The organism is Streptomyces sp. NPDC004561 (genome assembly GCF_053602155.1).
In genome coordinates, this window is sequence record NZ_JBSGDB010000047.1 from 1 (window position 1) to 13,469 (window position 13,469).

Below are 13,469 nucleotides of genomic sequence, written 5' to 3' on the forward strand. Positions count from 1 at the left end.
GGTGACGACGCTGCCCTCCGGTACGTCGAGCGTCACCCGGCGTGGTCTTCTTCAGCATGCGCCGCCGTGGAGCCCGCGACAACGGCTGACCCCCCGCCCTCGCCACACCGCGGCGCCCCGCCCCCCTATCCCCAAGGGACGGGCCGCCGTCTTGTGTCAGCCGAAGTTGGTCGCCTCCAGCCAGGACTCCAGCAGCGCACGCTCGCCGAGGACTTCCAGACCGGGGCTGTCCAGCGGAAGCCGGCGGTAGAAGGCGAGCAGTACGGAGGTGAGCGGGCCGCGCAGGGCGACCGTGGCCTTCTCGTGGCCGCGCCGCCAGGTGAAGCCGTCCTCGCCCGTTTCGACCAGCCATTCGGCGTTCAGCGCGGGGTCGGCGTCGGTGGCGTGCAGATGGATGCTGCGGCCCGGCCCGCGCAGCTCCTCGGCCCACTCCCGCCGCCCGCTGCGCTGCACCCACTCCACCAGTTGCAGCCACTCGTCCAGCGCGTCGGCCGCGATGTCGGGCGCGACCTCGTAGGGCAGTCCGGCGGCGAGTGTGGCGTCCGCGCGGTGAACGGTGATCTCGTGGGCCATCCGGCGGGCCCAGAAGCCGGAGGTGTGCACCCCGGTCCACGCCCACACCCCGGTGTCCGGGCCGGCCTCGCGCAGCGCGCCGACGACCAGCTCGCCGGTCTCCGCCAGCCACGCGTCCAGAGCCGCGGCGTCGCCCCGCTTCTCCGGCCCGCCGGCCAGCGGGATCCGCTGGGGCGGGATGTTCTCCTGCGCCCGGCCGCGCACCAGGGCGTCCACCCAGCGCAGGGCGCCCCCCATGTGCCGTACGAGATCCTCGAGGGACCAGTCCGGGCAGGTGGGCACCGTCGCGGACAGATCGGCGCCGGAGGTCACCACGGCCCTCAACTGATCGACCTGGTGGGCCACTTCGTCGCAGTACCGGTCATGTGCAAGCAAAGTCATGGCCTCCACCCTAGGGGCCGGGTGATCACCCGAGCACGGCGATTTCGGCCGCGTCGAACTCCGCGCCCACCTCGGCGCCCACCTCCGGCGCGTCCCGGAGCGCGCAGGCCGCCTCCAGCGGGGGTGCGTCCTCGGGCTGGAGGTGGACGGCCACATGGGTGCCCTTGAAGGTACGGGCGGTCACCGTGCAGCGCAGACCGGCGTCGGCCGCCACGAGCCGGACCCCGGCGGGCCGGACCAGGAGCTCGCGGCTGCCCTGCGGGGCACCGTCGGGCACCGGCAGCTTGCCCCACGGGCTGTCGGCCACCGTTCCGGCGACGGTCACCGGGACCACGTTGTCGAAGCCGAGGAAGCGTGCCACGAACGCGTCGGCGGGCCGCTGCCAGACGTCCAGGGGCGTCCCGGACTGGGCGATCCGCCCGTCGCGCATCACCACCACCCGGTCGGCCAGCGCGAACGCCTCGCCCTGGTCATGGGTGACGGCCAGCACGGTCGTACCCAACCGGCCGAACAGCTCGCGAAGTTCGACCACCAGGCGTTCCCGCAGGGAGCGGTCGAGCTGGCCGAGCGGTTCGTCCAGCATGAGCAGCCGGGGCCTGGGCGCGAGCGCGCGGGCGAGGGCCACGCGCTGCTGCTCGCCGCCGGACAGTCCGGCCACGGCCCGCCGGGCGGCGCCGGGCAGCCCGACCAGCTCCAGCAACTGCGCCACCTCGGCGGCCCGTTCGACCCTGGCCGTGCCGTGCATCCGCAGCCCGAAGGCCACGTTGGCGCCGACGTCACGCTGCGGGAAGAGCTGATGGTCCTGGAACATCAGGCCGACGCCCCGCCGGTGCGCGGGCACGCCCGTCTGGTCGCGCCCGGCGAGCAGCACCCGCCCGGAGTCGAGCGGCTGCAGTCCCGCCACGGCCCGCAGCAGCGTCGACTTCCCGCTGCCGCTGGGCCCGAGCACGCACACCACCTCGTGCTCGGCGACCTCCAGGTCGACGGCGTCGAGCACGGCCCGCCCGCCGAAGCGCACGGTCGCGGCATCCAGGCCCAGCAGCATCAGAACTCCCCCGTCCGGTCGGTGCGCAGCCGCTCCAGGAGCAGCAGCGCGGCGGCGCACACCACCATCAGAATGGTCGAAAGGGCCATCGCCTGGCCGTAGTTGAGGTCTCCGGGGCGGCTCAGCAGCCGGGCCACGGCGACCGGGAGCGTCGGGTTGTCGGGCCGGGCGATGAACACGGTCGCCCCGAACTCGCCGAGCGAGACGGCGAACGCGAACCCGGCCGCGACCAGCAGCGCCCGCCGCACCATCGGCAGGTCCACCTCCCGCCACACCCGCCAGGGCGAGGCCCCGAGCACGGCCGCCGCCTCGCGGAGCCGTCCGTCCACCGCGCGCAGCACCGGCAGCATGGTCCGTACGACGAAGGGGGCGCCGACCAGGGCCTGCGCGAGCGGCACCAGGATCCAGGACTGGCGCAGGTCGAGCGGCGGCTTGTCGAGCGCGATCAGGAAGCCGAAGCCGACGGTCACGGCGGACACGCCGAGCGGCAGCATCAGCAGCGCGTCGAAGCCCCGCACCAGCCGTCCGGCGTCCCGGCGGGCCAGCGCCGCGGCGGCGAGCCCGCCGATCACGACGGCGATGGCGGTGGCGGCGACGGCGTACTCCAGCGAGGTCCACACGGCGTGCACGGGCGCGACCAGGAAGGTTCCGCCGTCGGAGTGCGTCAGCGCCCGGTAGTAGCCGAGGCCCGGCGCGTCGAGGGAGCGCTGGACGAGCACGGCGAGCGGCAGCACCAGCAGCAGCGCGACGGTGACGAGGACGCCGGCGAGCAGCGCCCGCTGCCCGGCACCGCACGGGCGCCGCGCGGTCGTGCCGGCGTCGACCAGGCGCAGGGCGGCCTCCCGGCGCCGTACCGTCCAGGCGTGCACGACGAGGATCGCGCCGACCGCGAGGAACTGGACGAGGGTGAGGACCGCGGCCGTCGACAGGTCGAAGATCTCGGAGGTCTGCCGGTAGATCTCCACTTCGAGGGTGGAGAAGGTGGGTCCGCCGAGGATCTGGACCACGCCGAAGGACGTGAAGGTGAACAGGAACACCATCAGCGCGGCGGCGGCCACCGCGGGCGCCAGGGCGGGCAGGGTGACCCTCCGCCAGGCGCTCAGCGGGGAGGCGCCGAGCATCCGCGCGGCCTCTTCCTGCCGGGGGTCGAGCTGGGCCCACAGCCCGCCGACCGTCCGTACGACGACCGCGTAGTTGAAGAAGACATGGGCCAGCAGGATCGCCCACACCGTGGTGTCCAGCCGTACGCCCCACAGCTGGTCGAGCAGCCCGCCGTGCCCGACCAGCGCGAGGAAGGCGCTGCCGACCACGACCGTCGGGAGCACGAACGGGACGGTGACGACGGCCCGCAGCAGCCGCTTGCCCGGGAAGTCGAGGCGGGCGAAGACATAGACGGCGGGCAGCGCGAGCAGCAGGGTGAGCGCGGTGGAGGCGAGCGCCTGCCAGGTGGTGAACCACAGCACGTGCCGGATGTCCGGCTCCGCGACGACGTCCGTGATCCGCCCGAACCGCCAGGCGCCGTCGGCCTTCAGCCCGCGCGCGACGATCGCGGCCACGGGCCAGGCGAAGAACACGGCGAAGAACGCGACGGGCAGGGCCATCAGCCCCAGCCGCGCCGCGCTCCCGCGCAGGTCCCGCCTGCGAGCGGCTATTTCAGTACCAGCGACGTCCACGACTTGACCCACTGATCACGGTTGGCGGCGATCTTGCCGGGGGCCATGGTCTCGGAATGCTGGGCGGGCGGCCCGTACTGCGTGAACTCGGCGGGCACCTTCGCGCCGGCCACCACCGGATAGACGAACATGTTCAGCGGCATGTCCTCCTGGAACTCCCTGGAGACCAGGAAGTCGATGAAGGCCTTGGCGCCCTTGGGGTTCTGGGCGTTGCTGAGCAGTCCGGCGAACTCGATCTGCCGGAAGCAGGTGCCGTTCGCCACGCCGGTCGGGGCAGTGCTGGGCCGCTTCTTGGCGTAGATCACCTCGGCGGGCGGCGAGGAGGCGTACGAGACGACGAGCGGCCGGTCACCGCCGGCCTTCCTGCCCCCCGACGACCCGGAGAACTCCTGGTTGTATGCCTGCTCCCAGCCGTCGACGACCTTCACGCCGTTGGCCTTGAGCTTCTTCCAGTAGTCCTGCCACCCGTTGTCGCCGAACTGCGCGGCGCTGCCCAGCAGGAACCCGAGGCCGGGTGAGGAGGTGGCGGCGTTCTCGGTGACGAGGAGGTTCTTGTACTGCGGCTTGGCCAGGTCGGCGAAGGTCTGCGGCGGGGTGAGGCCGTGCTTGCTGAAGTAGGCCTTGTCGTAGTTGACGCAGATGTCGCCGTAGTCGATGGGCGTGACCCGGTGCTTGTCCTTGTCGAGCTGGTACTGGTCGCCGACCTTGTCGAGTCCCTTGGCGGTGTACGGCTGGAACAGCCCGTTGTCGAGGGCCCTGGACAGCAGGGTGTTGTCGACGCCGAAGAAGGCGTCGCCCTGCGGGTTGTCCTTGGTCAGGATCGCCTTGTTGACGGCCTGTCCGGCGTCGCCGTCGTTGAGGACCCTGACCTTGTACCCGGACTGCTTCTCGAAGTCCTTGAGCACGTTCTTGGAGACGGCCCACGAGTCGTGGCTGACGAGGGTCACGGTCTTGGAGTCCGCGGACGACTTGGCGTCGTTCGCCCCGCACGCGGACAGGCTGATCAGGCCGAGCCCGACCGCCACGGCCACGAAGGTCTTGTTGTGCACTGGTGGTCCTCCTGGGGTTGACCAGGAAGAGACGCGGCCCCGCCCGGGCTCCGGAGGGAGGCCGGGCAGGGCGCAACAGCTTGAGTGGTGACCGAACTTCCTACCCAGAATGACCTGGGCGAGGTTCAGAGGGTCTGCGGCCGGTTGCCGCACTCTCAGCGCTGTGGCGCTCCCCTGTCGGAAATATGTAGATGTGTGACCGATATTCGGTTGTATGGCTGATATGAAGTTGCGCTGACCGGCTCAGATTATCGCTCGGTCGCGGCCAGCTGACCACAGGCCCCGTCGATCTCCTGCCCACGGGTGTCCCGGATCGTGACGGGCACACCATGAGCGGCGATGGCCTCGACGAACGCCTTCTCGTCCTCGGGCCGGGAGGCGGTCCACTTGGAGCCCGGAGTCGGGTTCAGCGGAATGAGGTTGACGTGCACGGGCTTGCCCCGGAGCAGCCGGCCGAGCCGGTCACCACGCCAGGCCTGGTCGTTGATGTCCCGGATCAGGGCGTACTCGATGGACAGCCGGCGGCCGGACTTCTCGACGTACTCGAACCCGGCGTCCAGTACCTCGCGCACCTTCCAGCGCGTGTTGACGGGGACGAGGGTGTCGCGCAGCTCGTCGTCGGGGGCGTGCAGGGAGATCGCGAGCCGGCACTTGAAGCCTTCGTCGGCGAACCGGTGGATGGCCGGCACAAGGCCGACGGTCGAGACGGTGATCCCGCGCTGGGACAGCCCGAGCCCGTCCGGAGCCGGGTCGGTGAGCGCGCGGATGGCTCCGACGACGCGCTTGTAGTTGGCGAGCGGCTCGCCCATGCCCATGAAGACGATGTTGGACAGCCGGGCGGGCCCACCGGGCACCTCGCCGTCCCGCAGCGCCCGCATCCCGTCGACGATCTGGTGGACGATCTCGGCCGTGGACAGGTTCCGGTCGAGCCCCGCCTGGCCCGTGGCGCAGAACGGGCAGTTCATGCCACAGCCCGCCTGCGAGCTGATGCACATGGTGACCCGGTCCGGATACCGCATCAGCACGGACTCGACGAGTGTCCCGTCGAACAGCCGCCACAGCGTCTTGCGGGTGGTCCCCTCGTCCGTCGACAGATGCCGGACGACGGTCATCAGCTCCGGGAACAGCGCCTCGCGCAGCTTCTCCCGGGAGCCGGCCGGGATGTCGGTCCACTGCTCCGGTTCGTGCGCGTACCGCGCGAAGTAGTGCTGCGAGAGCTGCTTGGCACGGAACGGCTTCTCACCGATCCCGGCCACCGCGTCCTTGCGCTCGGCAGGACTGAGATCGGCAAGGTGCCGCGGCGGCTTCTTGGCTCCGCGCGGCGCGACAAAGATGAGTTCTCCGGGCTTAGGCATGGCGTTACCAGTGTCGCAGATCAAACTCGGTGACCTGCGGCTGCCGCCTGCTACGACTGTCGTTAGTAGGCGTCATCGGTCACCGCTGAGCGGCCTCGGACGGCCCAGGGACAACCCAGCGACGATCACTCGTCGGCTGCCCGCCACTCGTCGAGGCGGACCCTGACCTGGTGGTTGCCCGCGTGCCAGAAGACCTCACCACGTGACGACGGCCCCGAGGGCCGGGAGGCCCATCCCCTGCGGCATGACGCGATCTCCGCCAGAGCTATGGCGTTCGGCACGCCGTCCATACGCAGGAAGACGCCGAAGGGCCGCCGACCGATGACCTCGCCGGTGATCCGGGTCCCTACGGGCAGGGCCGCGACGGCTGCCGCCCAGTGACGCCGCGCCTCGTCTGCGGCCGGCACTTCAGCAGGGCCCGTCGGTCACGCGTACTCATACATCGCTCGATCATGACGCTGGGAGCCGCCTTGGGTGTTCGGTCAGAGCCTGGCAGATCACGGGCCGAGTGGACTCCAGTTGAACCAGCCTCGGGAGGTGTTGTACAGGTTCGTGGGTTCGTCGCAGGTCTGGGATGTCCAGATCTGCGAGGCGACGGCATCCGCGCGCGCCGCACAATCGTCCGCCAGAACCACCAAGATCAGAACCGCAGACAGCGTCAGCACGGGGAGAACCCGCCAGCGGCGTACACGTGAGACGACCAGCGCTGCCGCGGACAGCACTAGCCCGGCCAGCAGGAGCCACCGGTTCACACTTGCTTCCCGGTCGAGTTCTTCGGACAGCTCGACAAGGTCACCGCAGAGTATGTACGTCTTCGGTCCGTCGAGCAGCGACAGGCAGCGTTCCAGTACTGCGGCCAGCACGATGAACATCCCAAGCACCGGCAGCAAGCTGGGTTCTCTCTCCGACTCCGCCACCGACCTGCCCTGCCTTCCAACCCCCATAGCCCCCCCGCCCTTCGATCACCAGACGCCCCAGATCCCTCCTTCCGCGCAGAGTACAGATCGGCCGACGGGTAGAGGCTCTGGGGTAGAGCTGCCATCAAAGGCGAGATGTGGTACCGCTCCGACCACCAACTCGGCATCACCGTCGACGCCTGGGGCAACGGTCTGCTCATCGTGTCCAGCAAGGACCCGACACCCAGCAGGCCGAAGGGCGCGGCCATGGCGATCCTGAGTACCTATCACCTCGACGACACCCACCTGGCCGACCTCGACTCCCGCTGGCGGACCTGGTGGACGGCACGCTTCCCAGGCGGCGAATAGCCGACGCGGCGGGCGCCCGCGCCAACCTGCGGACGTCTCATTCCCGCAGGTCGGCGCAACACCCCGTCCTTGGTTCACCTCTGGGAACGTCGTGGCCCCATGCTCCGAGGGCCTTCCGGGCAACGCATCGGTCGGGGTCGTCGCTGCTGGTGTCCAGGATGCGGCGCGCGTGCACGGCGAGGTGGCGTTGGAACGGCTCCGGTTCACAGGCCGAACCTGGACCAGACTTCCTTCACTGAGCTGCGTGTTCGCCGCACGCACGTCGACGTTCCCCATGAGCCCCTGTCACTCGATGTTCGATTGGGCACGCAGGGGGCACGGTCAGTCTTCGCCAGGGGCGGGTGCCGTGAGATCCACCCATAGCCACGGCTTGTGATGCCACGTACGCACGTCGCCTATGACGAGCTCAATGGTCACCCCCACAGGCGGCAGCTCCTGGGCGAGTCGCTGCACTCCGGGTTCGCTGCCGCGTCGAATTACGTCGAGTGAGGCGCCTACAGGTTCGTATCCGTTGAGCTCCGCCGTGAGCCCCCATGGCTGGTGACTGGTGATCGTGGCCTGGACTGCTTCGCCTTGACGAAGCTCGCTGAGGGGACGCATCGATTCATCAGCCATGGCGGCATCATCGCAGCCGTCACGGGACTGGACGGCCACTGTGGCCAGTTCTACCCACAAGGCCGCCCCCAGTTCAGGTGCGAACCGTCGGTGAACGCATCAGCGAGTGCGACGCGGCCTGCGCGGATGTCGTGTGGGTCATTCTGGCGACGACTGGGACTGGTTGAACATTCCTTAATCCGCTATTCGAGTTGACTCGGGCGGCGCGCGGGGCAAGCATCGGGATTGAGTCGTCTCACCGGGGTTCCAGTGCGCACTGCCCGCTTTGTCTTCGGTTAATCACCCGATGCATGGAACGAGCTTGTCCGACCCACCCACACTGGAAGAGAGAAGCGATGAGAAAAGGAATTCTCGCAGCCACGATAGCGGCGGCGGTATCCGCAGGGCCAACCATCAGCCTCATTCCAGCCTCCCAGGCATTCGCTGCTCCGACGACGACTCCTGCGGCGACATGCAGTGTGCAAGGTGGAGTGATAAGCGGCAGCGGTTTCACTCCTCGCCAGAACTACGACATCACGCGCAATGGCTCAGCCATTGCTCGCGTCCTGTCCGGGGCCAATGGCGACGTCCGGATCGGCGTTACCGGCGGCGGTCCGGTTTCCGTGGGCCCTGTCCAGTGCGGGCCGACGGGCGGAACGGCGGCATCTTCATCCGGTGCCGCAGAGGCGACCGCAAAAGGCGCGGCAGCGGCAGCGCAGGCAGCGCGCGGTGGCGCTTCCCAGCAGCAGGCAGCAGCGATAGGGCGACAGGCAGCACAAGCAGAAGCACAAAGGCTGGGGTTGCCGCCCTCCGTGGTGAACCAAGTGACGAACAACGTGACGAACATCGTCAACAACACGATCAACGGGGGGACGGGCAACACCATCGGTGGCACCCAGATCGGCGGCCAGGGCAACACCCAGGGCAGCACGCAGGGCGGTACCGGAAACGCTCAAGGCAGCACGCAGGGCGGCCAGGGGAACTCCCAGGGCAGCACCACCAACCAGCCCGGCACCACCACCAACCAGCCCGGCACCACCACCAACCAGCCCGGCACCACCACCAACCAGCCCGGCACCACCACCAACCAGCCGGGCAGCACCACGAATCAGCCCGGCACGACGAACCAGCCCGGCACGACGAACCAACCCGGGACCACGAACCAGCCGGGTAGCACCACCAACCAGCCCGGCAGCACCACGAACCAGCCGGGCGGCACCACCACGAACCAGCCGGGCGGCACCACCAACCAGCCCGGCAGCACCACCAACCAGCCCGGCAGCACCACCAACCAGCCCGGCACCACCACCAATCAGCCCGGCACCACCACCAACCAGCCGGGCACTGCCAACCAGCCGGGCACTGCCACCAAGGAGTCCGGGAGCACCAACCAGCCCGGCACGACCGTCAACGAGCCTGGCACCACCACCAAGCAGCCCGCCCAAGGTCCTGCCAAGGCCGGCACCAACACACCGCCATCAGCCGCCGGATGACCAAGGGAGTCCACGGTCCGTGACATCACCTCGCTCCTCTGCGAGGTGATGTCGCATTCTCCGACTACCCGGGTTCCTCCGTGGAGCAGTCTTCCAACACGCCATATTGAAAGGCCAGGCGAGTGAGGTCGGCCCTACGGTGGAATCCGCTCTTTCTGCGCAGCCTCTCCAGGTGCGTATGGACCGTGTTCTCCGTGATATTCAACTTGTTGGCGATCTCGCGATCGGTTGCGCCGTTCGCGACCAACTGCAGGATCTGTCTCTCGCGATAGGTGATACGCGGAGGGGGCGCGGGGAGACTCTGACCGGCAAGACTGGCGCCGAAGTAACTACGTCCCGCAGCGACGGCGCGAATGGCCGTCACCAATTCCGAATCGTCGGCCTGCCGGCTCAGATATCCGCGAGCACCGGCCTTGATGCACAGGACGGCATCGGACTGTGCCCCCGACGCCGACAGCACAATGACCGCGCACCCCTGCCGGTGAAGTCGCGCGACCTGTTCGGGCGCAGCCTGGTCGGACGCCTGCAAATTGATCAGCAAGATGACTTCCGCGTCATTCGACTCACAGGCCAAGTCATCGACATTTTTCACGAAAGCAGTGATCTGCAATTCTGGTTGAGCATTGATGGCCTGTACGAGGCCAGGTCGAAGCAGTGACCAGTCGCAGACAACGGCCACAGACGTCGGTGAGGATCGCATCAATTGCTCCAGCGCAGCCGGAATCCGCCGGCCACGTGACGCGGCGGACTCGACGGCGGCGCCTCCCGCCGTCTGCTCCCAGGCTCGATCCTTCCGTGAGAAGCAGCACCTCAGCGGACCCGTACGGGGAATGCCGATGTGCCGGCCATCGGTGGGGATCGTGCGCGTCAGCAGTGGGGGCCGTGCCGGCCGAGGGTCTGCACGGGGGTCGCGCCGGGGCGGGTCCACTGCGGTACGGGGCGGCTGGTCGGGCCCCAGGTGGCGTTCCCGTCCGCGTCCGAGCGCCAGTACCAGCACGGGCTCTGTCCCTCGGGCCACCCCTCCGGGTTGTCCTCCCACGCCTCGCCGCGGCCGTAGGGCGTCACGTCGAGCAGGCCGAAGGACCCGTTGAACGGCTCGATGCCACGGCCCGTCGTGGAGTAGGTGAGGAACACGCGGTCGCCGTCACGCAGGAAGCAGGTGAGGTAACCCATGGGGGCGCCGACCGGCGCGTCCACGTCGCGCACCGAGTACCAGGGCTGGGTGTACCCCATGAACTCGACGTAGGCGGCGACCTCTTCCCAGCGCCCCGTGGTCAGGACGGCGAAAGAGACCCCGCGGGCGTTGAGGTAGACCGCGTCCCTCAGGTGCCAGGCCACGTCGGTGCAGCCCTCGCACTGCCCCTGGTGCGGCGCGCCGTCGTACCACATGTGCTTGTAGACCACGAGTTCCTCGCGGCCCTGGAACAGGTCCAGGAAGGGGACCGGGCCGTCGGGTCCGACGACCTCGACCGTCCCGTCGAACTCCACCATCGGCAGCCTGCGGCGCGCCGCGGCCAGGGCGTCGCCCTCACGGGTGTGGGCCTTCTCCCGGACCAGAAGCCCGTCCCGGGCCTTCTGCCAGGTGGCCAGGTCGACGACGGGTGGGCGGCCGGGCAGGGCGGCGGTCGGGTCGTCCGGTGTGATCGTCATGGCGTCCTCCGGGGTGTCTCGTGCCGGGCAGCGTCGTGCGCCGTCCTACGACGGTCATGAGAACAGACTCGCGCCCCGGCCGAAACTCATCGCAGCGGTGGGCCCTCGGCCGCCCCCGCGCGCATCACGTCGCACAGGGCCGTCGCCTGGGCGCGCTCGCCGGGAGCGGGCGATCCCGGACTACCTGGCCCGGCCCTCATGGGACGACGTCTCGCGGTGAGCCGTCCGGCCGATCGCGCCACCGGTTCCGCTCACCGGACTCGGGCCGATGCGTCCGACTAGTTGGGGGTGGGGCGCACGGGCTGTTTCGGGCTCCCCCGCTCCCGCCGTCGCGGCCCGGGGCGCACGGGCCGGCCGGCCAATGCGCCCTTCGGGCTCCCTGCTCCCTCCGCTCCCGCCGTCGCGGCCGGAGGGCCGTATGCGACGAGCCCCCGCCCTGTGTGCACAGAACGGGGGCCGGGACGTCGTACGACGGGGTGGTCCGGGGTCAGGCCGAGCCGACGAAGATCACCATCAGCAGCCAGACCACCGGAGCCGTGGGCAGCAGGGAGTCCAGGCGGTCCATGATGCCGCCGTGGCCCGGGAGCAGGGTGCCCATGTCCTTGATGCCGAGGTCACGCTTGATCATGGACTCGCCGAGGTCGCCCAGCGTGGCGCTGGCCGCGACCGCGAGGCCCAGCAGCAGGCCCTGCCACCAGGTGCCGTCGTCGATCAGGAACTGCATGCACAGTGCGCCCACGACCATCGCGAACAGCACGGCGCCCACCAGGCCCTCGCGGGTCTTGCCGGGGCTGATGCGCGGGGCGAGCTTGTGCTTGCCGAAGCGCCAGCCGACCGCGTACGCACCGGTGTCGCTGACCACGGTCAGGAGAAGGAAGGTCAGGACACGCCAGGGGCCGTCGTCGGCGGCGAGCATCATCGATACGAACGTGGCCAGGAAGGGCACGTAGAACGCCGCGAACACGCCGGCCGTGACGTCCTTGAGGTAGCCCTCGGGCGGTTCCGTCATGCGCCAGACCAGGGTCGCGAGCGCGGTGAGCGCCATGGCGACCCAGGCGCCCTCGGCGCCGCGCACGTAACCGGCGACCACCATCGCCGCCCCGCCGACCGCGAGCGGCACGAGCGGCGCCTTGATGCCCTTGCGCTCCTGCAGCCTGCTGGTCAGCTCCCACAGCCCGACCACGACGGCGACCGCGACCACACCGACGAACGCGGCCTTGTAGACGAACAGGGACGCGATGATCACCACACCGAGCCCGGCCCCGACACCTATGGCCGCGCCCAGGTCACGGCCCGCGCTCTTTTTCTGCGGCGCTGGCGCCGGCTGCGGGGCGTCGGACATGGGCTCCGGATTCTGGTTCGGATGCGGGATCGGCCGAGGGACCGGCCGCGGCGCCTGGTGCCGGCGCTGCGGCTCGTACTGCGCTTCGTACTGCGGCTCGTCCCGGAACAAGGGGCCGCTCAGCGGAGCGGCTCCCCGGTTCTCGTCCTGGTCGGCGTCGTACGCGGACAGGTCGGGCACGATGGGCATGGGGCGAGTCTGCTGCGCCTCAGGCGCATCGTACGCGGGACCCACCGGAGCAGCCCCCTGGAGAGGCCCACCCTCGGTGGGCCCCCAGTACCCGGCCTGCCCGCCTTGTGGCGGCGCCCCCCAGGAAGAGTCGCTCATCAGACTTCGAGCAGCTCCGATTCCTTGTGCTTGAGAAGCTCGTCCACCTGAGCGACGTACTTCGCCGTCAGGTCGTCGAGGTCCTTCTCCGCACGGCGGCCCTCGTCCTCACCGACCTCGCCGTCCTTGATCAGCTTGTCGATGGCGTCCTTGGCCTTGCGGCGCACGGAGCGGATGGAGACCTTGGCGTCCTCACCCTTGCCCTTGGCGACCTTGATGTACTCGCGGCGGCGCTCCTCGGTCAGCTCGGGGAACACCACCCGGATGATGTTGCCGTCGTTGCTGGGGTTGACGCCCAGGTCGGAGTCGCGGATGGCCTGCTCGATGTTGCGCAGCGCGCTCTTGTCGAACGGCGTCACGACCGCCATGCGCGGCTCCGGCACGGAGAACGAGGCCAGCTGGTTGATCGGCGTCGGGGCACCGTAGTAGTCGGCCACGATCTTGTTGAACATCGCCGGGTGCGCACGGCCGGTGCGGATCGCGGCGAAGTCCTCCTTGGCGACCACGACGGCCTTCTCCATCTTCTCCTCGGCCTCGAGGAGGGTCTCTTCGATCACCACTTGCTCCTGCGTGTCTTGAGTAAGGCCCGGCTGCGGTTCCTGAAGTCGGTCGGCGGCCGGCTGCGTCGCGTCTTCTTCCTGCACGGTTCCCGACCGGCAGGACATTGTCCATCCCCCGGCCAGGGCGCGTCCCGTCCGTCCCCCGGACAGGCGGCTCGCCCC

Annotated in this window: 13 protein-coding genes; 2 read left to right on the forward strand and 11 right to left on the reverse strand. The window is 69.6% G+C overall.

Annotation, left to right across the window (positions count from 1 at the left end; all coding sequences use genetic code 11):
* Positions 1-156 precede the first annotated feature (156 nt).
* The 7 genes from ACWEN3_RS09285 to ACWEN3_RS09315 all read right to left on the reverse strand — a co-directional run bounded on the left by ACWEN3_RS09285 (position 157) and on the right by ACWEN3_RS09315 (position 6,948).
* Positions 157-954, reverse strand: a complete 798-nt coding sequence (locus tag ACWEN3_RS09285) for a maleylpyruvate isomerase family mycothiol-dependent enzyme (protein ID WP_452967694.1) — start codon at positions 952-954, stop codon at positions 157-159.
* Between the two features lie 25 nt (positions 955-979).
* Positions 980-1,999: an ABC transporter ATP-binding protein gene (locus tag ACWEN3_RS09290; RefSeq protein WP_452967697.1), complete on the reverse strand. Its 1,020-nt coding sequence runs from the start codon at positions 1,997-1,999 to the stop codon at positions 980-982.
* Positions 1,999-3,600 (reverse strand): ABC transporter permease, encoded by a 1,602-nt coding sequence (locus ACWEN3_RS09295; RefSeq protein ID WP_452967768.1) that lies wholly within the window; start codon positions 3,598-3,600, stop codon positions 1,999-2,001. The genes ACWEN3_RS09290 and ACWEN3_RS09295 overlap by 1 nt, the downstream gene beginning before the upstream one ends.
* Before the next feature lie 47 nt (positions 3,601-3,647).
* The gene (locus ACWEN3_RS09300; RefSeq protein ID WP_452967700.1) at positions 3,648-4,721 is read right to left on the reverse strand and encodes a thiamine ABC transporter substrate-binding protein; all 1,074 of its coding nucleotides are present in this window, start codon (positions 4,719-4,721) and stop codon (positions 3,648-3,650) included.
* Between the two features lie 248 nt (positions 4,722-4,969).
* Entirely contained in the window at positions 4,970-6,076 is a 1,107-nt protein-coding gene (rlmN, locus tag ACWEN3_RS09305) for a 23S rRNA (adenine(2503)-C(2))-methyltransferase RlmN (protein ID WP_452967703.1), read from the reverse strand.
* Between the two features lie 125 nt (positions 6,077-6,201).
* Complete coding sequence (locus tag ACWEN3_RS09310; protein ID WP_452967705.1) at positions 6,202-6,483, reverse strand: hypothetical protein; 282 nt, start codon at positions 6,481-6,483, stop codon at positions 6,202-6,204.
* A gap of 90 nt (positions 6,484-6,573) precedes the next feature.
* Positions 6,574-6,948: a hypothetical protein gene (locus tag ACWEN3_RS09315; RefSeq protein ID WP_452967708.1), complete on the reverse strand. Its 375-nt coding sequence runs from the start codon at positions 6,946-6,948 to the stop codon at positions 6,574-6,576.
* 180 nt (positions 6,949-7,128) lie between these two features.
* Here ACWEN3_RS09315 and ACWEN3_RS09320 point away from each other — a divergent pair, with 180 nt between their 5' ends.
* Together ACWEN3_RS09320 and ACWEN3_RS09325 are read left to right on the forward strand one after the other, a co-directional pair.
* Complete coding sequence (locus ACWEN3_RS09320; RefSeq protein ID WP_452967710.1) at positions 7,129-7,341, forward strand: hypothetical protein; 213 nt, start codon at positions 7,129-7,131, stop codon at positions 7,339-7,341.
* A gap of 1,418 nt (positions 7,342-8,759) precedes the next feature.
* A complete protein-coding gene (locus tag ACWEN3_RS09325) occupies positions 8,760-9,428 on the forward strand; it encodes a hypothetical protein (protein ID WP_452967712.1) in 669 nt (222 codons plus the stop codon).
* A 64-nt stretch (positions 9,429-9,492) separates the two neighbouring features.
* On the opposite strand, the gene ACWEN3_RS09330 is transcribed toward ACWEN3_RS09325, so the two are convergent.
* The 4 genes from ACWEN3_RS09330 to frr all read right to left on the reverse strand — a co-directional run bounded on the left by ACWEN3_RS09330 (position 9,493) and on the right by frr (position 13,304).
* Positions 9,493-10,128, reverse strand: coding sequence for a LuxR C-terminal-related transcriptional regulator (locus ACWEN3_RS09330; protein WP_452967715.1), 636 nt, complete (start codon positions 10,126-10,128; stop codon positions 9,493-9,495).
* A 167-nt stretch (positions 10,129-10,295) separates the two neighbouring features.
* On the reverse strand, positions 10,296-11,078 hold the full coding sequence (locus tag ACWEN3_RS09335) for a DUF899 domain-containing protein (protein WP_452967718.1): 783 nt from the start codon (positions 11,076-11,078) through the stop codon (positions 10,296-10,298).
* Between the two features lie 487 nt (positions 11,079-11,565).
* Positions 11,566-12,747 carry a phosphatidate cytidylyltransferase gene (locus ACWEN3_RS09340; protein ID WP_452967720.1) on the reverse strand — a complete coding sequence of 394 codons (1,182 nt, stop codon included), beginning with the start codon at positions 12,745-12,747 and terminating at the stop codon, positions 11,566-11,568.
* Positions 12,747-13,304 (reverse strand): ribosome recycling factor, encoded by a 558-nt coding sequence (gene frr, locus ACWEN3_RS09345; RefSeq protein WP_452967722.1) that lies wholly within the window; start codon positions 13,302-13,304, stop codon positions 12,747-12,749. The genes ACWEN3_RS09340 and frr overlap by 1 nt, the downstream gene beginning before the upstream one ends.
* Positions 13,305-13,469: the final 165 nt, after the last annotated feature.

What these genes read in the sequence shown, in the direction of transcription:
- ACWEN3_RS09285 (WP_452967694.1), bottom strand. Translation starts at nt 954, where the DNA reads ATGACTTTGCTTGCACATGACCGGTACTGCGACGAAGTGGCCCACCAG.
- ACWEN3_RS09290 (WP_452967697.1), bottom strand. Translation starts at nt 1,999, where the DNA reads ATGCTGCTGGGCCTGGATGCCGCGACCGTGCGCTTCGGCGGGCGGGCC.
- ACWEN3_RS09295 (WP_452967768.1), bottom strand. Translation starts at nt 3,600, where the DNA reads ATGGCCCTGCCCGTCGCGTTCTTCGCCGTGTTCTTCGCCTGGCCCGTG.
- rlmN (WP_452967703.1), bottom strand. Translation starts at nt 6,076, where the DNA reads ATGCCTAAGCCCGGAGAACTCATCTTTGTCGCGCCGCGCGGAGCCAAG.
- ACWEN3_RS09315 (WP_452967708.1), bottom strand. Translation starts at nt 6,948, where the DNA reads ATGTTCATCGTGCTGGCCGCAGTACTGGAACGCTGCCTGTCGCTGCTC.
- ACWEN3_RS09320 (WP_452967710.1), top strand. Translation starts at nt 7,129, where the DNA reads ATGTGGTACCGCTCCGACCACCAACTCGGCATCACCGTCGACGCCTGG.
- ACWEN3_RS09330 (WP_452967715.1), bottom strand. Translation starts at nt 10,128, where the DNA reads ATGCGATCCTCACCGACGTCTGTGGCCGTTGTCTGCGACTGGTCACTG.
- ACWEN3_RS09335 (WP_452967718.1), bottom strand. Translation starts at nt 11,078, where the DNA reads ATGACGATCACACCGGACGACCCGACCGCCGCCCTGCCCGGCCGCCCA.
- ACWEN3_RS09340 (WP_452967720.1), bottom strand. Translation starts at nt 12,747, where the DNA reads ATGAGCGACTCTTCCTGGGGGGCGCCGCCACAAGGCGGGCAGGCCGGG.